Raw genomic sequence first — 19,536 nt, forward strand, 5'->3', positions numbered from 1 at the left:
CAGCCTCTGGTCCGCTTACACCGCCGAAATGGCAGCATAACCCTGCCTTTTCCGATGCTTCACAATCGGCCGCCAACAACTTGGCAATACCCCCCCGGGTGTTGGTATGGGTCAAAACCCGCAGATCTATCTGAAACCCGGCGACACGATGGAGCTTGGCATCAAAGGGCTGGGCGCGCAGCGTCAGAATGTCGTCCAAGGATAAGACCTCGCTGTTAACGAAAGCCAAAAAACAAACTTGAAGCCAAAACGAATTGAAAGGGTTCTGCCTTAGACGACACCGTCAATATGACTATGCTTGATCGAACCTAGTTCATATTCTTACGGGGGCTATACGCGCGGCTATTTCAATTTCCGCCGTTTCAGATCCTGCCAAATATCGGTCCGGGTACTTCAGGTATTTCAATCCTTCAAAGTCCATCTTACAGCCACGTTTCAACTGGCCCCACAGCCGGTAAGTTGGGTCCTGTTTGTCTAAATTAGTCTTGCGATTGAAATGTCACTGAGAAGTTACGCAATAAAATGAAACGTTATCGTCTTTAGGCAAAGTTTTTTCTTGATATGTAACATACAAACTGTTTACTAACATTCAGAACTCGAAACGTTTCATTTTGGAGGATGTGATGAAACTACTCTCAAAGACGTCTATACTCGCAATTACCATGGGCATGATGACGGGCGGAAGCGCTATTGCCGCCGATCAGGAGCTGGTGATCTTTAACTGGCTCGGGGGTTCCGAGCGCGAGATGATCCTCAAACTTGAAGAAGGCTTCGAAGCGAAACACCCCGACATCGACGTGAAGGATATCAACCCCGCTGCCGGTGGCGACGATGCGCGTGGCGGCATCCGTACGGCCTTGTTGGCCGGAGAGCAGTTCGACATTCTGATCAACACCTGGCCATCGCTGGAAAAGGAAATGGTCGACAATGGCCTTCTGCGTCCGTTGGATGGAGCCTGGGAGCAATACGGTTGGTCAGACGCTTTGAACGACAGTTGGCGCCGCCTGAGCGAGCATGATGGCAGCACCTATGGCGCCTACTTTATTGCAGGTAACCGGTCGGGCCTTTGGTATCGCAACGACACCATGGTCGAGGCAGGCGTCGATCCTGTCCCAACCGAGTGGGATGGCTTTCTGGCGTCGTTCAAGCCGCTGAGCGAAGCAGGCGACTTGCCTGTCTATATCGGCGCGCGAAGCTGGGCCCAGACCGAATGGTTCGAGAACGCGCTGCTGAAAACAGCAGGTACTGACTTTGCTGGCAAGCTGGCTCGTCACGAAGCAAAATGGACAGATGAGCCAGTCAAGCAAACGTTCCGTAATTTGCGCGCAATGCTTGAAGCCAATTGCTGTGCCGATGCCGAGACAATGCTGTCCACGCATTGGGACGATGCGGCCGACGCCGTGCTGAAAGATGGCAAAGCCGGATACATGTTGATTGGCACATGGGTCAACAGTCGGGCGACAAATGAATATGCACTTACGGCTGGCACAGACTATGACTTCGTCCAGTTTCCGACCATTGAAGAGGCCAATGCCGACGCCATGAGCGTTGATGGCAAGAACCTTGTTGTCATGGAGGGTGCCAACAATCCCGAGGCCGCTGAGATGTTCATCGACTACGTCCTGAGCGCCGAAGGATCCGCGATTATCGCGGAGTATGGTCAGGCAACACCCAGTGCAAATGCTGATCTCTCTAAATATGACCCAGTAGTTGCCAAATATGCTGGTCTTCTCCAATCCTCGGACGTTTTCTTTGTTTTGGATGATCTGCTCCCCGCTGAGCTAAGCGGCGAGTTCAGGGTTGGTTTGCAAAAGTTTCTGCAGGACCCGTCGGATGCATCGATTGATGAAATCACGGCGACCCTGGAAGCCAAGGCAAACGAAGTCTACTGAACATGGAAAGTGGGTCTAACCTCTCCTCCCAACAGACCCAGACCGGCCCCTTTGCGGGGCTGGTCGAAAGGGTATCATCCCGCTCGCTCAAACGGCAGGATTGGGTGGCGTTTGCGCTGCTCGCACCAACACTCTTTTTCTTCGCGGTCGGCGTGCTTTACCCCCTGATCGAGACATTCCGCGTCAGCTTTCTGGACTGGACAGGGTTGGGCCGCCCAAAACCTGCCGGGCTGGACAACTATATCAAACTGTTCGCTGATCCCAATTTTCACAACGCCCTGAAGGTGACGTTGACATGGACATTGTCCTGTACATTTATCTCGGTTGGCATCGGCTGGTCATTTGCCCTGATGTCCGGTCTGGCCCCCAAAGCAACAGCACCTTTCCGCATTGTGATTTTTGCAGCTTATGGCATCTCTGAAACCGCAAGCGGTCTGATGTGGCTGGGCATTCTGCAACCTGAATTTGGCCTGCTGAACGGTATCTTGCGCGCCGTGGGTCTGGATAACTGGGCAAACCCCTGGCTGGGCGATCCCGACACGGCGCTTTGGGGCGTAATCGCGGCTTATGTCTGGACGCAGGCCGGCCTGCCGCTGCTGACCTGCTTTGCCGCCATTCAGGCCATCCCGCGCAGTCAGATCGAAGCGGCCTATGTAGACGGCGCAACCAACTGGCAAATCGTGCGTTACATCATGATCCCGCTCAGCCTGCCTGGCGTGAGCATCGCGATCTTCATCAACCTGCTGAATAGCCTCAAGGCGTTCGACATGATCCAAATTCTAACCGCAGGCGGTCCGATCCGGGCGACCGAGACAGTTGGTTACTTCATGTATCAAGAGACAGTGGTCTATTTCAAACAAGGCTATGGCGCGGCCAGCACCATCGTGCTGCTGCTAGCGATCATGATCTGCTCATTGCCGTTGATCCTGAAACGGAGCTCGGAGGCACGATGATCCGCAAGACACCCAAATGGCCTATCCTGATCATGGGCACTGTCGCCGCGCTCTGGCTGATCCCGCTGGCAGGCATCATCATGATGTCAATTCGCCCCGAAGGTGAGATAACCGCAGGATGGTGGGTGCTGGATCCTTTCACATTCACCCTTGATGCCTGGGTTGAGGTCTGGACGACCTATCCTCTGGGCCGCGCATTCCTCAATTCTCTGCTGATTGCGGGCTTTGCGACCGTACTGCCCGTGTTGTTCGCACCGGCCGCCGCATATGCGTTCCACTATCTGAAGTTTCCGTTCAGCCGTGTTCTGCTGCTGATACTGGTGAACGCCTTTGTCGTTCCCACACAAGTCGTGATCATTCCACTGTTCAAATTGTGGCGAGAGCTGGGGTTGATCGACAGCTATACCTCGGTCGTCATCCCTTTCGTCGGGCTGTCCTTTGCATGGTCTGTCCTGCTGGTGAAAAACTTTCTTGGCAGCTTTCCCCGCTCACTGATCGACGCTGCGCAAGTGGACGGCTGTGGGCATCTGCGAACTTATTTCTACATCGTTCTGCCCAACACGCTCACAGCGATGGCTGCCGTTGGAATCCTGCAATTCATGTGGACTTGGAACGCACTGCTGATCCCCATGCTCTTCCTGCGGGAAAACGCGACGCTTCCTGTACTGCTTTCAACGATATCCGGTGCTTATGAGCCCAACTGGGACCAGCGTGCCGTGGCAACCATCATCACCTCGATTCTCCCACTCGTCATCTTTCTGGTGTTCCAGAAGTACTTCTCGGCTGACGGCAAAAACCGCAGTGGTGCAAAAGGATAACAATACGAATGCCCAAACAAGTGCCCCAGAATTTTCGCTTTCGCCAAATTCATCTGGATTTCCACACTTCAGAACATATCGAAGGTGTGGGGGCTGATTTTGATCCCGACCAGTTTGTGAAAGTGCTGAAAGAGGGCGCAGTTGACTCCGTGACGTTGTTTGCGCGCTGCCATCATGGCTGGGCCTATTACCCGACCACAGCCGGCAAACCACATCCGCACCTGAAACGGCCCGACCTGCTGGGTGATATGGTACAGGCCTGTCGCGGCGCAGACATCGAAACGCCGATCTATCTGACTGTTCAATGGGATGAGCTGTGCGCGCGTGAGCATCCGGAATGGCGGGTAATGCAGGCTCAGAACAAGGCGGCCAATTATCCGGGCACAGAACCCAGCGCGATGAACCAGCTCACACCCACTTGGCATACTTTGTGCCTGAACCACCCGGGCTATGTTGACTACGTGATCGCAATGGCCCGCGAGGTTTGCGCTGCCTACGCGCCGCCAGCACTCTTCATGGACATCCTTGGATCTTACGAATGTGTCTGCAATGCATGTCTGGACTCTATACGCTCCAAAGGCCTCGATCCCAGCGAAGGCTGCGACCGAAATGCAAATGACAAAGCTGTTCTGATGGCATTCTTTGAACGCTTCTCCACCGAGATCAACAGCGCCTTCCCTGATGTTCGGATTTTCTACAACTCTGGGCATATCTTCAAAGGCCAGAAAGAGCGTTACCAGCACTACGGACAGCTTGAACTGGAAAGCCTGCCAACTGGTGGCTGGGGATATGATCACTTTCCGGCCACGGCCCGTTACGCCGACGGGCTGGGCCTGCCGATGTTGGGCATGACCGGGCGCTTTCACACGCATTGGGGTGAGTTTGGCGGCTTCAAACGCCCCGAGGCCTTGATTTTCGAATGCTGCCAGATGATCGCAATGGGCGCGCATTGTTCCATCGGTGATCAGCTGCATCCCAATGGTGCAATGGACCCGGCCACCTATGAATTGATCCGCCCCGCCTATGAGCGTGTACGGGCACTTGAGCCTTACGCCCGCGCGGCAGAGTATCAAGCTGATGTTGCTCTGGTCTCGGTCGAGGCACAAAGCGGAGGTCTGTCCAGCCATCTGGGTCATCGGACATCACCCAGCGACGCCGCCGCCGCACGGATGATGCTGGAGCTGCAAATCCCCTTTGACGTCATTGAAAGTGATGCGAACCTATCAAAATACCGGCTGGTAATCCTGCCGGATGACATCAGGCCCAGCAAAGCTTTTGCCGCGTCACTGGCACAATTCACTTCCAACGGGGGCGCGGTTCTGGCCACCGGGCAATCTGTGCTGAACGCCGATGGGGACGCTTTAGCGCTGGATATCGGGGCTGAGCTTGCTCCTGACATTCAGTTTGACCCAAGCTACCTAAAGGCAGCTGAAGAGCTCGATCCGGACCTGCCGGACGCCTCGATTGTGATGTATGAAAAGCCGCTGGCGTTAAGCGCAACAGACGCCGACATACTGGCTACTGTCCGCCCGTCCTACTTCAATCGCAGCTGGGACCGTTTCTGCTCTCACCTGCATACGCCCGAGGATCCTGAAGCCACCGATTTAGGCCCGGCAATTTTGCAAAAGGGCAACGTGGTTCACTGCGCCTACCCGCTGTTCCGACTGTATGGTGCAACCGGGCAAGTGCTGTACAAATATCTGGCACGCGGCATGTTGAACCGGGTTTATTCCGACCGGATGATGGGCTCGGATCTGCCATCGGCCACCCGCATGTCTCTGATGTCACAACCTGACCATGACCGTCAGGTCCTGCATGTCCTCTATGCACCGACACAAATGCGGGGATCGGGGATGGCCTATAATGATGGCCACACCCGCCCGATCGAAATCATCGAAGACGCCCCCGAGATCGAAGGCGCAACCGCATGGGTGCGCGCCAACGTGGCACCGGCCGAGGTCACTTGCGCCTACAGCGGACAGGCTGTGCCTTGGCAATACAACAGTGACGCTGAAAAACTGACGATCAGCTTGCCTCGGTTTCACATTCACACAGCGCTTGTCATACAGTCTGGGCAATCGAACAGGTGATTTGACATGAATCAACGCAACCCGACCATATTGGATGTCGCAAAAAAGGCTGACGTCGCAGTTGGAACCGTTTCAAGGTTTCTCAACGGTCAAAACATACGTGACGCCAACAAGTCGCGTGTCGAGGCAGCCATTGCCGAACTCGGTTACCGCGCAAATGTATTGGCCCGCGCAATGAAAACCGAACGCACCAAATCCATCGGGTTGCTGGTACCTGTGTTTGATGAGTTCAACGCGGCCATCCTCTCTGTTCTGGTAGATGCCTTGCAACCGCACGGCTATTCGCTTTTGACCTTCCACCACGGACATCAACCCAAAGCCATGACCGAGGCGTTAGAAGCGGCGGCCTCGCGCAGGATTGACGCACTGCTTCTTTCCTGCACAGAAAGCATTCAGACCGAAGTGGACCACCAGATATCACGCGGTCTTCCAATAACGCTGTTCAACAACGATCTACCGCAAGTCAAGGCAGATCGGGTTATCGTCAACGACCGTGCCGGAACGTGCAATGCCATCAGTCGGATGATCGAGTTCGGCCACACTGACATCGGCTTTGTCACGGGTGATCTTTATGAAAGTACAGCAAAAAACCGGCTTGAAGGATATCTCGACGCATTGAAGAATGCCGGGCTTCCTATACGGGAGGACCTGATCTGGCGGCAGGACTGGAGCCGCAGCAACGGGCATACGGCCACCCGCATGCTCAATGAGATGGCCAACCCGCCAAGCGCAATCTTCTACAGCAGCTATGTGCTTGCCACCGGCGGGTTGGAATATATGCGCGAAGCAGGAGTTGCGCCGGGTCAGCAGATGGATGTGGTGTCATTCGATGACCCCGACTTTTTCTCGCTTACGACCCCCGATATCACCGCTGTTGCGCAGCCGGTGGAGGCCGTCGCCCGCGCTCTGGCAGAACTGACGATCAGCCGCCTTGAGGGCACTGTGGATACCCCAAGGACAGTATCATTGGGGTGCGAATTGGTGCTGCGAGGATCATTGGGACCAAAAGAAAGACTGAAACGATCATGAAACTGGTCAGCTACAACATTCGCTATGGCGTCGGGATCGACGACCAGCTGGACTTGCCACGCATCGCTCGCGAACTGGAAGGCGCTGACATTATTGGTTTGCAAGAGGTGGATCGGTTCTTCAAACGCGGCGGTGAAGTTGATCAGGCGGCCGAACTTGCCGAATTGCTAGGTGATTATCATTGGGTCTACGGCGCCGGGCAGGATACGGATGGCAGCTATCACGATGAGAGCGGCAAGCTGGTCAATCGTCGCCGCCAACATGGTGAGATGATCTTGTCGCGTTATCCAATTCTGTCCACGCGCACCTACCCTCTGCCCAAGATGGGCTCCATCACCCGTCATGCCGTGCAGGCCGCGCTGCTTGAGGCTGTGATCGACGCACCGGGTGGTGCACTGCGACTGTACAACACCCATTTGTTCTATTGGTCACCGGAATTTGCAGTCACCCAAGCAAGGTTCGTGCGGGATCGCATTCTCGCGGCTCCGGGCGAAGGGGGCGCGTGGTGCGGCGATCCTGATCTGATCGACACCCATTGGCAGAATGACGCGCCGCCCCCACCGATGCCAACAGATGCGATCCTGATGGGCGATCTGAATAGCGGTGTGGAAACACCCGTCTACGACATTTTTGTGGGGCCGAAATCGATGGAGGGTGGTCGTGTCCAGACAATTGATGGGTTTGTCGATCCCTGGGTTTGGCTGGGCCGTGACGAAAACACGGGAAAAACCGCCCATTTCGACACGCGCCGGATTGACCACATTCTCGTCGGTGCAACCCTGCGTCATCGCATCCGGCACATGCACATAGACAAAACTGCTCGCGGATCGGATCATTTACCGGTCTGGCTTGAGCTCGCAGAGCAAAACAAGGACTGACTTCCATGGCACGCGTTGTACTCGAAAAAATCGTCAAAGCCTATGGCAAAACCCAAGTGGTCCATGGCATTGATCTGGAGATCGAAGACAAGGAATTCGTTGTATTTGTTGGCCCCTCTGGCTGCGGCAAATCCACTACGCTTCGCATGATTGCGGGACTGGAAGAGATTACCGACGGCTCTTTGATGATCGGCGATCAGGTCGTCAATGAAATGCCCCCGCGCGAACGCAACATCGCAATGGTGTTTCAGGACTACGCGCTTTACCCTCACATGACCGTGGCTGGAAACTTGGGATTCAGCCTGAAAATCTCGGGCACGCCAAATGCGGAGATCACCCGCCGGGTTGGGGACGCGGCAGATATTCTGGGTCTGACCGAGTATCTCTCACGCAAGCCAGGGCAACTATCTGGCGGTCAGCGCCAGCGCGTTGCGATGGGCCGCGCCATCGTTCGGCATCCGGATGTCTATCTGTTCGACGAGCCGCTTTCAAACCTTGACGCCAAATTACGAACTCAGATGCGGATCGAGATCAAGAAATTGCATCAGCGAGTCGGCAATACGATAATCTATGTCACCCATGATCAGATCGAGGCCATGACCTTGGCCGACCGGATCGTGATCATGAAAGATGGGCATATCGAACAGGTCGGTACCCCGCGCGACGTGTTTGAATATCCGGTGAACACCTTTGTTGCAACATTCATCGGGTCGCCTCCGATGAACTTGATCGATGCCAGGGTGACGAGCCGTGATGGCGCTCCGATGCTGGCCTTGCCAGGTGGTGTAGAGATTTCTGCGCCTGCAACGCTCTCGCGTAAGCTCACCGCTGGTCGAGAGCTCAAGCTGGGCATCCGTCCGGACGCGATATCGCCTTCTGGCCACGGCCTGCCCGTCGAAGGTCCCAGCAGCACGTTGCCCATGCAGGTTGCTCTCTCAGAAGATCTGGGCTCGGAAGCGGCATTGTTTTCTGACTTGGGTGGAAATCAAGTGCAGTCCGTCATGTTCAATCCACGCCCGGTAAGTTCTGGAGAGCAGATGGATTTCACTGTCGCACTGGACAAATGTCACTTATTCGACAGCCAAAGCGGACAAAACCTGAAATCCAGTGTGCCCGATCACAAGATTTGATGGTGCGATCCAATCGCTGAAATGGACAAGCCCGTAAAGGGACAGATGCGTCACTGCGCTGAAAATCATCGCATACAATCCGGGCAGCATCATAGCGGTTGCAAGAGTCGAAAACTGTGCTGATTGTCCGTCGTCAGGGATTTTGGGACAGATGGCCGCCTGAACTAAGAGAGGGTCTGGCTCAACTGGTTGTTGTGATTATGCGGCGGATTTGCGGTTAAGCAAGCGCCGGGTTTCGATGGTCTTTCGTTTGATCCTTTCTCGTTGTTTTAGAATGGTCTGCCCGCGTCCAAAATAGACATCAGCAGGCGTGAGGTTTTCTAAGCTTTCGTGGTAACGCCGGTGATTGTAGTGATCGACGAATGCATCGATCTGCTGCTGAAGATCGCCGGGCAGATAGTAGTTTTCCGATAAGATGCGGTTCTTGAGAGTCTGGTGCCAGCGCTCGATCTTTCCCTGAGTTTGCGGATGGTATGGCGCCCCTCGAACATGATCCATTTTCTGCTCTTCCAGCCATTCGGCAAGCTCACCAGAGATGTAGCTGGACCCGTTGTCGCTGAGCAGGCGTGGTTTGTGCAGCACCGTTGCCTGATCACAGCCTGAGGCGTGCAAGGCGAGGTCCAGTGTGTCGGTCACATCCTCGGTCTTCATCGTCGTACAAAGCTTCCAGGCGATGATGTATCGGCTGTACGGATTGAGTGATGTTTCAGGACAGCGGGGCAGAAATAGAATGATCGATTGAGGCCTGACAACAAGATTGAAGTGGAATATCTCAGCACGCCGGCCCGCACAGAGTGTGCTTGACGCGTAAAGCCATCGGTACCAAGGACCGTTGATCTTTTTGGTATTTACGCGCTCATTTTCTCGGCTGTCCGTCATTGAGGTTTGTTTAAGCGATTGAACACTCAGTCGGCCACCCTCGACGGAATCGAAGTGGCACACATGATCCGTAAAGGCCAACTCACGCCCGGAGTCTGTCCGTTTCGTCAATTTGCAGAACTAGCGGCATAAGCTGCAGGTTCGGTTTCAACTATTCGTAAAGCAAGAAACTTCGCAACAGATCCAGCGGGTTTTGTAGTGATCTTAGGCACCCTCCCCACTTTACGCTCATAATCTAATATTTTTGCTCGTTACTTTTGGCGTACTGTCAATTTACTATTAAACCTGATAAGTATCCCTTATCATGTTATTTGAAATCTGACCCAAATTGACGCAGAATGGGTACATGAAGCCCCCTGCCCCATACCTCCCAGCCGCCGCCCCTGCCCTCTCCACCGCCGATCAGGAGGCTCTCACCGACCTCTATGTGCGCGGCACGCCCGCCAATACGCTGCGGGCATATGAACGGGATCTGCTTTATGTCACCGCTTGGAAGTCCACGCGGTTCGCAGCGACGCTGGACTGGCCGGAATCTGAGGCCACTGCGCTGGCCTTCATTCTCGATCACGCCCGGGATCTGAATGACGCACCAGAAACGGATGTGGCGCGCGAAACCGCAGAAGCGCTGATTGCTCAGGGGCTGCGCAAGTCCCTCGCCTGCCCTGCCCCTTCGACGCTGGACCGGCGCATCGCTTCCTGGCTGGCGTTTCACCGGATGAAGAACCTGACCAGCCCTTTCGGTGCGCCGCAGGTGAAGCAGGCCCGTGCCAAGGCGCGCCGGGCAGCAGCCCGGCCCCCTGCCCCAAAATCGCAGCACCCGATTACCCGCGATGTGCTCGAGCAGTTGCTGTCCACCTGTCGGGGGTCCCGGCGGGATTGCCGCGACCGCGCCATCATGATGCTGGGTTGGGCTTCTGGTGGTAGACGGCGCTCGGAGATCACCGGGTTGATGTTTGAAGACGTCTCGCTGAAGGAGTTCGACAAGAAAAGCCTGGTTTGGATTTCACTGCTGGAAACCAAGACGACAACCAAAGGTGAAACGCCGCGGCTGGTGCTGAAAGGCCGCGCAGGCCTGGCGCTGGTCCATTGGATCGAAGTGGGACAGATTAAGAACGGGCCACTGTTCAGACCAGTCTCAAAAGCGGATCGTGTGTTGAAACGTCGGCTTTCGCCGGACGCAATTTATCAGATCGTCAAACATCGCCTCCAGTTGGCAGGGTTGCCGGAGGACTTCGCCTCGCCGCACGGGTTGCGCTCAGGTTTCTTAACCCAGGCCGCTCTCGACGGTGCGCCGATCCAAGCCGCCATGCGGCTGTCACTGCATCGTTCCATGGCACAAGCACAGAAATACTATGACGACGTCGATATCGCAGAAAACCCGGCGACGGACCTGTTGGGGTGAGAGAAACTGATTCAATCGATACGCGACATCAGCACTTGTTGGTTCGCAGTGAAGTTTCTGCTTAAGACCCGCACTGGAATAGAGTTCATTCCACAACAAATTTGGCGGGTACAGGGAACCCGTAGCCAGAGGTGGCCCGCCCTACCCTAGCAAGTCGGTTAGCCTGTCAGCACCTATCAAGAGAACCGACCAATTAGGCTTTTGAACATCGTGAGGCAAATCTTCTGCAACTCGAGCACGACGTGATCGCATGAAAGCACCTGTGGCAGAACTTATTTCAATAGAGAGTGCAATCTGACCGAACTCAGCAACCGCAAAAATCGAAATCCGTGACCGATTTATACCGGCATCCTGCAACCTCAAAGCGCTTCCTAACTGCCCAATGGAAACATGAGTTAACAGCTGTTAACTTCAGAACGCTTGTGCGGGCTTCGCAGCGACCCACAAGTTATTGATTTTTCTCTTGACATGAATCGGAATACGAGTGCCTAAATGTACTCAAGTTGCGCAACCATACAAAAATGAGCAGGAAAACTGCAACTATGCTACAGACCACACCCATTGCTGCGACGACGCAGTCTCACGTTACACGTGAAATTTCTGATCGTCTACAAGTTGCACTTACTACACACCTGACTCAGGCGTATTCGCCAGAGTTGTCGAAGACCCTCCGCCTCTTCAGTGCAACTGAGGTTGCCGACCTGTTTGGTACAACCGGACAGTACCTACGAAAAGGCCATGCTGAGGGCTCACTTCCGGAGCCTGAAGTCAACAAGAATGGCCGGCGCTTTTACTCTGGAACTGAAATCAAAGCGATGCGCCAGATCCTTGAAGGTAGCTCCAGAAAGCCGGGCAAATACCTACCCGGCCGTCGCGATAGCGACCGGCTTCAGGTTATTCAACTTATGAACTTCAAGGGTGGCAGTGCAAAATCGACTTCAGCTATTCACCAATGCCACTATCTTGCGCTTCAAGGTTATCGTGTTCTGGCTATCGACCTTGATCCACAAGGCAGCTTAACTGGATTTTGCGGAATACAGCCCGAGATCGAGTTTGAAGGTAATTCGATTTATGATGCCCTTCGCTACGAAGACCCAATCCCAATGTCCGAGTGTATTCGGGGCACCTACTTCCCCGGACTGGATCTTTCTCCTGCCCAGTTAATACTGTCGGAGTTTGAAACAGAAACCGCCGTCTACGCCCGCAAAGGCATCCCTTTCTTTAATCGACTCTCCAACGCTATCGAGTCAGTAGAAGAAAACTATGATGTGATCATTATCGATAGCCCGCCTTCGTTGGGGTTTCTAACGCTGGCGGGATTGTTCGCGGCGACCTCAGTAATCGTACCACTGACACCGAGCATGTTGGACGTGGCGTCCACGCAGCAATTTCTTGAGATGACTTCGGCTTATCTGGAAGAGTTTGAAAACTCCGGAATTCCGATAGTCCATGACAACTTCCGGTTCCTCATAACCCGAGACGATCCATCCGATACTCCATCTCAGCAAATTGTCAGCCTGATGCGGGCGCTGTTTCAAGATCGGGTGATCGGAGCAACTGCGCTGCGAAGCACTGCTATTGCCGATGCTGCAATGCTGAAAATGACAATGTATGAAGTTGTTCGGTCAGAAATGACGCGGTCTACTTATGACCGTGCACGATCTAGTATGGACGCCGTGGGACACGAAGTTTCAAACATGATTCAAACCGCGTGGGGCCGTTGAAATGGCACTTAAACAAAATAAAACCAGCATGGCTGCAGCGATTGCAGCGGCAGCCGGAAACCCACCAATCCCACCTACAAAAACGGAACGCGCCAACGCGGCACTTCCTCGCGGCACCATAGCTTCGGTCCGTGTTGGAGCTGGTGGTATCCAAGACATCGATACCTCGCTTATTTTGCCCTGGGGCCCAAGAGATAGGCTTGGGATTGAGTTAACACCTGTTAACTCCGAGGCAGAACCAACAGTCGATCCAGCTGTTCTGGAACTGGCTGAAAGCATCCAAGACGCAGGAGGCCAACAGGTTCCTGTCCTCCTGCGTCCGTCTGAGGAAGCGGACGGCCACTTTGAGGTTATTTACGGCCGCCGCCGCATCCTAGCTTGTCAGTATCTAAACCAGCCTGTTCGCGCTTTGGTGCGCGCGTTGGATGACAAAGAGGCGCTTCAGGCAAAGGGTCTGGAGAACTCTTCTCGTGTTGACCTCAGTTACTACGAGAGAGCTCGGTTTGCGCGAGAGATTCTAAACCAAGGATATGATCGTTCTGAAGTGATCACGGCACTGGCCATCTCAAAAAACACGTTGTCGCAATTGGAGCGAATTACAAACGATATTCCCGATGATCTTGGCGATATGATCGGCCCAGCACCGAGATCTGGGCGACCCAAGTGGACGGCACTCGCCGATGCGTTGCGAAAAAAGATAATAGCAGCGGACAAGGCTAAGAAGCTCTTGGAGACGCTCAACGCAGGTAGTTCAGACGATCGGTTGAACGGGCTTTTAGGCAGCTTGGCTCGTAAGAAAGAAGCACAAGAAATCCGACCGGCACCCGACGTTGTCATTAAGATCAGCAATTCAACGGTGAATATGACGATCAAAAGAGCAGGGGAAAATGAAGCCTATTCACGTTGGCTTTCGGACAACCTTTCTCAAATAGTTCAGGAATCCTACGAGCGCTTCAAAGAAAACGCCGAGGAGTAAGCGAGTTAACAACTGTTAACTCTACATGAGGCAACGAGCAAAGAGGAGAAAAGCAAAAAAGAAACCCCCGAAACCTAAGGCTCCGAGGGCTGAAAACCAACTAGTGGTTATAGATTTGACACCTAAACCCTAACAGCCCGCGAATCACGAGACAACAAAAAACGCCTCTGGGTGAACAGGTTTTCTTTGTCTGCTGACATTAACTCATGAAAACACTAAAAGCATTGGCTCCAAATGGAGCAACCTTGTCGGGAACGGCAGGGCAGGGGACTCATACGCCCAAAAAATGGATGCTTCTTCGGGCGGTTGAAGAGGCCAGAGAACCGCTTGGGCTTAAATCCACTTCCCTCAACGTCCTGAGAGCGATGATTTCCTTTGTGATTGGAGATCAGATTTCTTCGGATCAGGATGACCGTCACATCTGCTTCGCTTCCAACGTGGCAATCGCAAAACGAACCCATGTCAGTGTTCAAACTGTTGAGCGCCATATCTCGGCGTTGGTTGAGCTTGGGGTTATCCGGCGCGTCATGAGCGCAAACGGCAAACGCTGGGCGCGCCGGGACCGACAGGGCAGGGTGGTTACCGCAACTGGACTGTCGCTGATGCCCTTGTCTGAAAGGCATGCCGAGTTCATCCAGGAAGCCCAGAGGTATGCTGATCGCGTTCTCGAGTTCACTGTACTCCGCGACAAGGTATCAGCCGCTCTGGCTAACCTCAGAGAACTCGTAGCAGACGACACGGCGATTACAGAATTGATGGCCAACGTGCGCAACGCTCTGCGTCGCAAACCAGATTCAAACGTACTACGCGAACTTCTGGCCGAAATCTCTGTGGAAATCTCCCAGATAACACAGACAGATACAGAAAATTTGAGGGCCAATGACCATGAAATTGAGGGGCACAAAGAAGACTCTTTGAATCCGATAGTTAAGAAAGAAAAACATTCTCAGATTCAAGTTTCTCCAGATCAAATGGAGCGCAGCTTTCCACGCTTGTGCTCCGAACTCCGCTTCGCCCGGGATCAGCCGCATTGTGACCGTCTTATGGACGATATCGCCGAATACCTACGATTTGGTCAGACTTGGTATGCTATGAAATCGACACATGGCCCAGCTCTCCGTTTCATGGTTTTGGGATATATTTTCCAACGAGCGGAGAACATACAATCTCACCAGGCCTATTTAATTTCTCTGACGTCAAAGATCGATCGGGGAGACATGCAGCCAACCGCATTGTTGGCGCAAAACTCAAAATAACCGCGGACGAGAAGGCCGTACTTATGAATTCACATCTCGCTTATGAGTTCAGAGCAACAGAAGAAGTTCATCCCATCGTTCTATTGTGAATAGAATGCGGATGTATTACATTGTACCACACAGCGGAAACAGGTGATTGCGATGAGTACCAGCCCATATTCAATCCGTCTTGATGAAGACTTGAGAAAGTCTCTGGAACGAGAAGCTGCGATAGAAGATCGGCCGCCTGCGCAGCTCGCTGTACGAGCAATTAGAATGATGTTGGAATCCAAGGCCGCAAAGCGAGCAGCCATTGATGCAGCTGTAGAAAAAGCAGATCTAGGTAAGTTCATCACGGCAGACGAAATGAATGCCTGGATAGACAGCTGGGATACCGAGAATGAGCTCCCGGCTCCGGTAGCAAGCGGGCAATCCGATAGCCAATGAAAATTGTATTTCTCGAAGATTCAGCCCGGGACATTCAATGGTTCCGTTACTACTACACGTCAGTTTTTCCTGAAGGCAGCGAAAGAGCACGAGCTCAGCTCAAAGCTATTCAGCTTACTCTTGCAGCCAACCCGTATGCAGGTCACCCAAGCGACACACGCCAAGAAATACGGGAGCTTTCAGTGCCGCGAACCCCATTCACGCTAATCTATCGTGTAATGCCCACTCAGATAGAAATCTTACGTCTCTGGGATACCCGCCAGGGCGCGGATTACTGAAACCAGGAGTTTAAATTGGTGGCTCCAGGCGGGCAGGGTAGGGGTCAAGCAACCGAATCTATTTTGCTATTCGACCATTAGCTTCTGCACAGAGGGGCGGAAAGCGGTCTTTCGCTGCACGTGCAATGGAAACCTTTCTTCCGGGGGAAAGCGGGCGTTGGATTTCGTCCAATGCACGGGGGTGTTGCATTTAGACGCCAGGGAATTCGCCAATACCATCAGTCGGCTTTCCAAGAACATGCTGTTTTTCTGTCTCAAATCTGAGCGTCCCGAAATCTCACAATTTGAATTTTCCGGGGAAAAGTCCGCACAAGAAACGTCTGATAAGATCAACAGAGCGTCGTCGTGAAAAACCCTGCATATCTGTTAGGTAATTGACCCACATACCTTCCAGCAAAGCCAGCGTTCCGGCGGTGGCATCGTCCACCAAGTTTGGGTCACGCTCGTTTTTTTGAGCTATCTCCTTAAACGCAAGCCGCAAGGTCTCGACAAGTTTTTGATCTTGGGTGCTGCTGTAGCGGGCAATACCTGGGTGTGAGCTCGCGATGCCGCGGAATGCATGCCAGATTTTCGTACTTCTTGGATTGAGCAGAGCTTCGGATAGGTCCGCCTCGATCACGGCCATCACACGGTCTTCGGGCGATGCATCCGAACCCAGGTCGGTCAATTTGTCCATTTCGGCATAATATTGAGCACTGAAATGCTGGGCTGCTGCCGTCAGCAAATTGTCCTTCCCGCCGAAATGCAAATGGATCATTCCGCGCGATAAACCAGAACGCTCGCAGATGCGGCTGACCGTCGTATCGGTTACTCCAATATCCGCGATAGAGTCCAGAGTCGCCTTGATCAGAAGTTGCTTATTGGCATCCGGAGCACGTTTCGAGCCACGTTTTCTTCCTCTGACGTTTTCCACTTTATTCAATAATTCCATCCTCTTGATGGCATCCCTCAAGTCTATCTCACAGGAAGATTGACACGAAAGACCGTTCTGGCGCAACATTTAATGGACGATCGTCCATTAGTGACTCGTGAAAATCCGGATGGGAGTTTGGGTAATCTTTCGTAGCGAAGCATCCCGGGGCTATACCCTCAGCGCACCAGCCACGGCTTATGTGGGCTTTCTGGTGGCGGCTCCGTTGTTGATCCTGATCGCCTATTCGTTCTGGACGCAAACCTACGTAACGCTCGACAAGACGCCGACAGTAAAAAACTATACCGACGCGTTTGCTGATCCTCTGGTTAGACACTTAATGCTAAGGTCGATCTGGATTGCCGGAGCAGTTACAGCAGTTACCGTCGCACTGGCATATCCCATCGCTTATTTCATCGCGATGAAGGCCCGGAAAAAGACCATCTGGCTTCTGCTCATCACCATTCCATTTTGGTCTAGCTACCTACTGCGCGTTTTTGCCTGGAAACTCATTCTAGGGTTCAATGGAGTGATGAACTCCGCACTGTTGATGCTTGGCTTGATTGACGAACCGCTGGACTTCCTTCTCTACAATGAATTTGCAGTCGTGCTGACGCTTGCTCATGCCTGGGCGCCATTTGCGATCCTGCCCATCTATGTCTCATTGCAGAAGATCGATCCAAGCTTACTAGAAGCCGCCACCGACCTCGGTAACAGCCCTTTTCAACGCTTCATGCGGGTGACGCTGCCACTAACCATCCCGGGGATTATTGCTGCTTGTCTGATCATATTTATCCCCACGGTAGGTGACTATGTGACCCCGGCACTGGTTGGAGGGTCGGACGGGAAGATGATCGCCAACCTAATTCAGGTGCAGTTCGGGGCCGCCAACAACTGGCCACTCGGCGCCACCCTTTCACTGATCGCGATGCTATCGGTTGGCTTTGTCGCTATAGTGTTTGTAGTTTCCGCCACCCGGCTAGGGAGGCGTATAAGATGAGACGCCCTTCGACCCTGACAGCCTACGCTTTTCTGTATTTGGTTTTTCTTTACCTGCCCGTCCTTTTTCTGCCCTTGTTTTCATTCAATAGCGGCACAATAGTTGCCTTTCCGATCAAGGGCTGGACGCTGGACTGGTATCGGAAGCTGGGCGAACAGGATACCTTGATCCAGGCCCTTTGGAATTCGCTTGGCGTCGGCACCGTCGTGGCACTTCTGTCTACCGCAATGGGGTTGTTCGCCGCTCGCGCCTTTGTTCGGTACCGTTTTCGGGGTCAGCGTGCTGCCGAAGGTCTGGTGATGCTGCCTTTGGTTATTCCCGGCATTATAGTTGCTTCTTCAATGCTGGTTCTGTTTCTGTTTGTCGGACTCAAGCCGTCTTTGCTGACCGTCGTTCTGGGCCATACATTTCTTGCGCTGCCGTTTTCCGTCTCGATCCTGAAGTCTGCGTTCGATGACTTCGATGCGTCGCTGGAGGAAGCATCTTACGATCTGGGCGTCGGCGTGTTCGACACCTTCCGCCGCGTGACGCTTCCGGTCGTTTCCCCGGGTATCGTAGCCAGTTTGTTGGTCACTTTCACAGTCAGCTTCGACGAATTCGTCCTCGCCTTTTTCCTGTCCGGCAACCAACCAACCTTGCCAGTATACATCTGGAGCCAGATTCGTTTCCCCGCCAAGCTTCCAAACGTTTTGGCCCTAGGCTCTATCCTGCTGCTTACATCGGTCCTGCTTTTGATGCTGGCTGAGTATTTCCGGCGCCGCTCATCCGCACCAGAGGTCAGATGACAGACAAAAACATCATAGAACTCAGGGGCGTCGAAAAGCGCTATGGTACATTCCTGGCGGCTAGCGGGATCAATCTCGATCTTAAAGAAGGCGAGTTTTTCTCACTCCTCGGCCCATCGGGATGTGGCAAAACCACGGTATTGAGGATGATCGCGGGATTCCAAGAGCCGACCAAAGGCACTGTGCTGATCGACGGTCAGGATATGGATGGTGTGCCTGCCAATAACCGGCCGACCAACATGGTATTTCAGAGCTATGCTATCTTCCCGCACCTGAATGTCGGGAACAACGTGGCCTATGGATTACGCGGCAAGGCCCCCAAAGCCGAAATCGACCAGCGCGTAGCCGAAGCCTTGGAAATGGTCGAGTTGGGGGGGCTTGAGGATCGCGGCGCAAGTGAGTTGTCAGGCGGGCAACGGCAAAGGGTGGCGCTCGCCCGCGCGCTGATCATGCGACCCAAAGTATTGTTGCTGGATGAGCCCTTGTCGGCCTTGGACAAGAAGCTGCGCGAGCAAATGCAATTTGAAATGCGCAATCTGCAGCAATCGCTGGGTATTACCTTTGTGATGGTCACACACGACCAATACGAGGCGATGACAATGTCTGACCGCATTGGCGTGATGTTCAATGGGCGCCTCAAGCAGGTGGATACGCCAACAACGCTTTACGCCCGGCCTTGCGATCAGCAGGTTGCCAGTTTCATCGGTGAGATGAACATTCTGCCTGCCCAGTTGCTAAAGGAAAATGGCGATACGCTTTCAATCCACGCGAAGGCCTTTGGCCAAATGGAAATTGGAAGAAACCCCAACGTTGCAACCAGCGCCCGAGATATGAACATCGGTATTCGACCCGAACAATTAGAAATCACCACTGAAAAACCCGAAGACTATCCATCAACCGTTCAGGGCAAAGTCAGCAATGTGGCCTTCTATGGCGAGAACATTCACTACCACATTCAGGTTGCGGAAGCCGACGCGCCGATCGCGGTCTCGGTTCCGAACTACTTTCACACGGTTGATTTCAATCGCGGCGACGCAGTTTGGCTGGGAGTCCAAAGCGCCAGCGTGATCGATCTTGGCACAGACACAGAATAAGACAATGGGAGGAAAA

18 protein-coding genes and 2 pseudogenes are annotated in these 19,536 nt (G+C 53.5%); 18 read left to right on the forward strand and 2 right to left on the reverse strand.

Annotated features, from left to right (window positions below):
* Positions 1 to 106 precede the first annotated feature (106 nt).
* From ACR0AG_RS21860 to ACR0AG_RS21895, 8 genes are all read left to right on the forward strand, one after another.
* A complete protein-coding gene (locus ACR0AG_RS21860; protein ID WP_480842738.1) occupies positions 107 to 205 on the forward strand; it encodes a hypothetical protein in 99 nt (32 codons plus the stop codon).
* Positions 206 to 623: 418 nt separating this feature from the next.
* Positions 624 to 1,892, forward strand: coding sequence for an ABC transporter substrate-binding protein (locus ACR0AG_RS21865; RefSeq protein ID WP_480842740.1), 1,269 nt, complete (start codon positions 624 to 626; stop codon positions 1,890 to 1,892).
* Between the two features lie 2 nt (positions 1,893 to 1,894).
* Positions 1,895 to 2,845: a carbohydrate ABC transporter permease gene (locus tag ACR0AG_RS21870; protein WP_480842742.1), complete on the forward strand. Its 951-nt coding sequence runs from the start codon at positions 1,895 to 1,897 to the stop codon at positions 2,843 to 2,845.
* Positions 2,842 to 3,663 (forward strand): carbohydrate ABC transporter permease, encoded by an 822-nt coding sequence (locus ACR0AG_RS21875; RefSeq protein ID WP_480842744.1) that lies wholly within the window; start codon positions 2,842 to 2,844, stop codon positions 3,661 to 3,663. The genes ACR0AG_RS21870 and ACR0AG_RS21875 overlap by 4 nt, the downstream gene beginning before the upstream one ends.
* 8 nt (positions 3,664 to 3,671) lie before the next feature.
* Complete coding sequence (locus ACR0AG_RS21880; RefSeq protein WP_480842746.1) at positions 3,672 to 5,753, forward strand: alpha-amylase family protein; 2,082 nt, start codon at positions 3,672 to 3,674, stop codon at positions 5,751 to 5,753.
* A 6-nt stretch (positions 5,754 to 5,759) separates the two neighbouring features.
* Positions 5,760 to 6,782: a LacI family DNA-binding transcriptional regulator gene (locus tag ACR0AG_RS21885; RefSeq protein ID WP_480842748.1), complete on the forward strand. Its 1,023-nt coding sequence runs from the start codon at positions 5,760 to 5,762 to the stop codon at positions 6,780 to 6,782.
* A complete protein-coding gene (locus tag ACR0AG_RS21890) occupies positions 6,779 to 7,660 on the forward strand; it encodes an endonuclease/exonuclease/phosphatase family protein (protein WP_480842750.1) in 882 nt (293 codons plus the stop codon). The genes ACR0AG_RS21885 and ACR0AG_RS21890 overlap by 4 nt, the downstream gene beginning before the upstream one ends.
* A 5-nt stretch (positions 7,661 to 7,665) precedes the next feature.
* On the forward strand, positions 7,666 to 8,790 hold the full coding sequence (locus ACR0AG_RS21895) for an ABC transporter ATP-binding protein (protein ID WP_480842752.1): 1,125 nt from the start codon (positions 7,666 to 7,668) through the stop codon (positions 8,788 to 8,790).
* Positions 8,791 to 8,988: 198 nt separating this feature from the next.
* On the opposite strand, the pseudogene ACR0AG_RS21900 reads toward ACR0AG_RS21895, so the two are convergent.
* Positions 8,989 to 9,495: pseudogene (locus ACR0AG_RS21900) on the reverse strand (transposase); the annotation flags it as partial.
* Positions 9,496 to 9,678: 183 nt separating this feature from the next.
* On the opposite strand from ACR0AG_RS21900, the pseudogene ACR0AG_RS21905 reads away from it, so the two are divergent.
* From ACR0AG_RS21905 to ACR0AG_RS21935, 7 genes and pseudogenes are all read left to right on the forward strand, one after another.
* Positions 9,679 to 9,801 (forward strand): annotated as a pseudogene (locus tag ACR0AG_RS21905) (IS6 family transposase); the annotation flags it as partial.
* 214 nt (positions 9,802 to 10,015) lie between these two features.
* A complete protein-coding gene (locus tag ACR0AG_RS21910; protein ID WP_480842754.1) occupies positions 10,016 to 11,071 on the forward strand; it encodes a tyrosine-type recombinase/integrase in 1,056 nt (351 codons plus the stop codon).
* Between the two features lie 542 nt (positions 11,072 to 11,613).
* Positions 11,614 to 12,795 (forward strand): plasmid partitioning protein RepA, encoded by a 1,182-nt coding sequence (gene repA, locus ACR0AG_RS21915; RefSeq protein WP_480842756.1) that lies wholly within the window; start codon positions 11,614 to 11,616, stop codon positions 12,793 to 12,795.
* 1 nt (position 12,796) lies between these two features.
* A complete protein-coding gene (locus ACR0AG_RS21920; RefSeq protein WP_480842758.1) occupies positions 12,797 to 13,771 on the forward strand; it encodes a ParB/RepB/Spo0J family partition protein in 975 nt (324 codons plus the stop codon).
* Positions 13,772 to 13,977: 206 nt separating this feature from the next.
* On the forward strand, positions 13,978 to 15,027 hold the full coding sequence (locus ACR0AG_RS21925) for a helix-turn-helix domain-containing protein (protein ID WP_480842760.1): 1,050 nt from the start codon (positions 13,978 to 13,980) through the stop codon (positions 15,025 to 15,027).
* Between the two features lie 141 nt (positions 15,028 to 15,168).
* Entirely contained in the window at positions 15,169 to 15,453 is a 285-nt protein-coding gene (locus ACR0AG_RS21930) for a CopG family ribbon-helix-helix protein (protein ID WP_480842762.1), read from the forward strand.
* Positions 15,450 to 15,731, forward strand: a complete 282-nt coding sequence (locus ACR0AG_RS21935; RefSeq protein ID WP_480842764.1) for a type II toxin-antitoxin system RelE/ParE family toxin — start codon at positions 15,450 to 15,452, stop codon at positions 15,729 to 15,731. Before ACR0AG_RS21930 ends, ACR0AG_RS21935 begins: the two co-directional genes overlap by 4 nt.
* A gap of 277 nt (positions 15,732 to 16,008) precedes the next feature.
* Here ACR0AG_RS21935 and ACR0AG_RS21940 read toward each other — a convergent pair whose 3' ends face one another.
* Positions 16,009 to 16,644 (reverse strand): TetR family transcriptional regulator C-terminal domain-containing protein, encoded by a 636-nt coding sequence (locus ACR0AG_RS21940; protein ID WP_480684558.1) that lies wholly within the window; start codon positions 16,642 to 16,644, stop codon positions 16,009 to 16,011.
* 127 nt (positions 16,645 to 16,771) lie between these two features.
* On the opposite strand from ACR0AG_RS21940, the gene ACR0AG_RS21945 reads away from it, so the two are divergent.
* The 3 genes from ACR0AG_RS21945 to ACR0AG_RS21955 are packed head-to-tail and all read left to right on the forward strand — an operon-like array spanning position 16,772 to position 19,520.
* Positions 16,772 to 17,641, forward strand: coding sequence for an ABC transporter permease (locus tag ACR0AG_RS21945; protein ID WP_480842785.1), 870 nt, complete (start codon positions 16,772 to 16,774; stop codon positions 17,639 to 17,641).
* Positions 17,638 to 18,426 carry an ABC transporter permease gene (locus ACR0AG_RS21950; RefSeq protein WP_480842766.1) on the forward strand — a complete coding sequence of 263 codons (789 nt, stop codon included), beginning with the start codon at positions 17,638 to 17,640 and terminating at the stop codon, positions 18,424 to 18,426. Before ACR0AG_RS21945 ends, ACR0AG_RS21950 begins: the two co-directional genes overlap by 4 nt.
* On the forward strand, positions 18,423 to 19,520 hold the full coding sequence (locus ACR0AG_RS21955) for an ABC transporter ATP-binding protein (protein ID WP_480842768.1): 1,098 nt from the start codon (positions 18,423 to 18,425) through the stop codon (positions 19,518 to 19,520). Before ACR0AG_RS21950 ends, ACR0AG_RS21955 begins: the two co-directional genes overlap by 4 nt.
* Positions 19,521 to 19,536: the final 16 nt, after the last annotated feature.

This window comes from Ruegeria sp. H6 (assembly GCF_056532975.1).

Excerpts from the sequence above, each read along its gene's own strand:
- ACR0AG_RS21860 (WP_480842738.1), top strand. The coding sequence starts at position 107 with ATGGGTCAAAACCCGCAGATCTATCTGAAACCCGGCGACACGATGGAG.
- ACR0AG_RS21875 (WP_480842744.1), top strand. The coding sequence starts at position 2,842 with ATGATCCGCAAGACACCCAAATGGCCTATCCTGATCATGGGCACTGTC.
- ACR0AG_RS21895 (WP_480842752.1), top strand. The coding sequence starts at position 7,666 with ATGGCACGCGTTGTACTCGAAAAAATCGTCAAAGCCTATGGCAAAACC.
- ACR0AG_RS21925 (WP_480842760.1), top strand. The coding sequence starts at position 13,978 with ATGAAAACACTAAAAGCATTGGCTCCAAATGGAGCAACCTTGTCGGGA.
- ACR0AG_RS21955 (WP_480842768.1), top strand. The coding sequence starts at position 18,423 with ATGACAGACAAAAACATCATAGAACTCAGGGGCGTCGAAAAGCGCTAT.
- ACR0AG_RS21950 (WP_480842766.1), top strand. The coding sequence starts at position 17,638 with ATGAGACGCCCTTCGACCCTGACAGCCTACGCTTTTCTGTATTTGGTT.
- ACR0AG_RS21885 (WP_480842748.1), top strand. The coding sequence starts at position 5,760 with ATGAATCAACGCAACCCGACCATATTGGATGTCGCAAAAAAGGCTGAC.
- ACR0AG_RS21910 (WP_480842754.1), top strand. The coding sequence starts at position 10,016 with ATGAAGCCCCCTGCCCCATACCTCCCAGCCGCCGCCCCTGCCCTCTCC.
- ACR0AG_RS21865 (WP_480842740.1), top strand. The coding sequence starts at position 624 with ATGAAACTACTCTCAAAGACGTCTATACTCGCAATTACCATGGGCATG.
- ACR0AG_RS21890 (WP_480842750.1), top strand. The coding sequence starts at position 6,779 with ATGAAACTGGTCAGCTACAACATTCGCTATGGCGTCGGGATCGACGAC.
- ACR0AG_RS21935 (WP_480842764.1), top strand. The coding sequence starts at position 15,450 with ATGAAAATTGTATTTCTCGAAGATTCAGCCCGGGACATTCAATGGTTC.
- ACR0AG_RS21945 (WP_480842785.1), top strand. The coding sequence starts at position 16,772 with ATGGGAGTTTGGGTAATCTTTCGTAGCGAAGCATCCCGGGGCTATACC.
- repA (WP_480842756.1), top strand. The coding sequence starts at position 11,614 with ATGCTACAGACCACACCCATTGCTGCGACGACGCAGTCTCACGTTACA.
- ACR0AG_RS21880 (WP_480842746.1), top strand. The coding sequence starts at position 3,672 with ATGCCCAAACAAGTGCCCCAGAATTTTCGCTTTCGCCAAATTCATCTG.
- ACR0AG_RS21920 (WP_480842758.1), top strand. The coding sequence starts at position 12,797 with ATGGCACTTAAACAAAATAAAACCAGCATGGCTGCAGCGATTGCAGCG.
- ACR0AG_RS21930 (WP_480842762.1), top strand. The coding sequence starts at position 15,169 with ATGAGTACCAGCCCATATTCAATCCGTCTTGATGAAGACTTGAGAAAG.
- ACR0AG_RS21870 (WP_480842742.1), top strand. The coding sequence starts at position 1,895 with ATGGAAAGTGGGTCTAACCTCTCCTCCCAACAGACCCAGACCGGCCCC.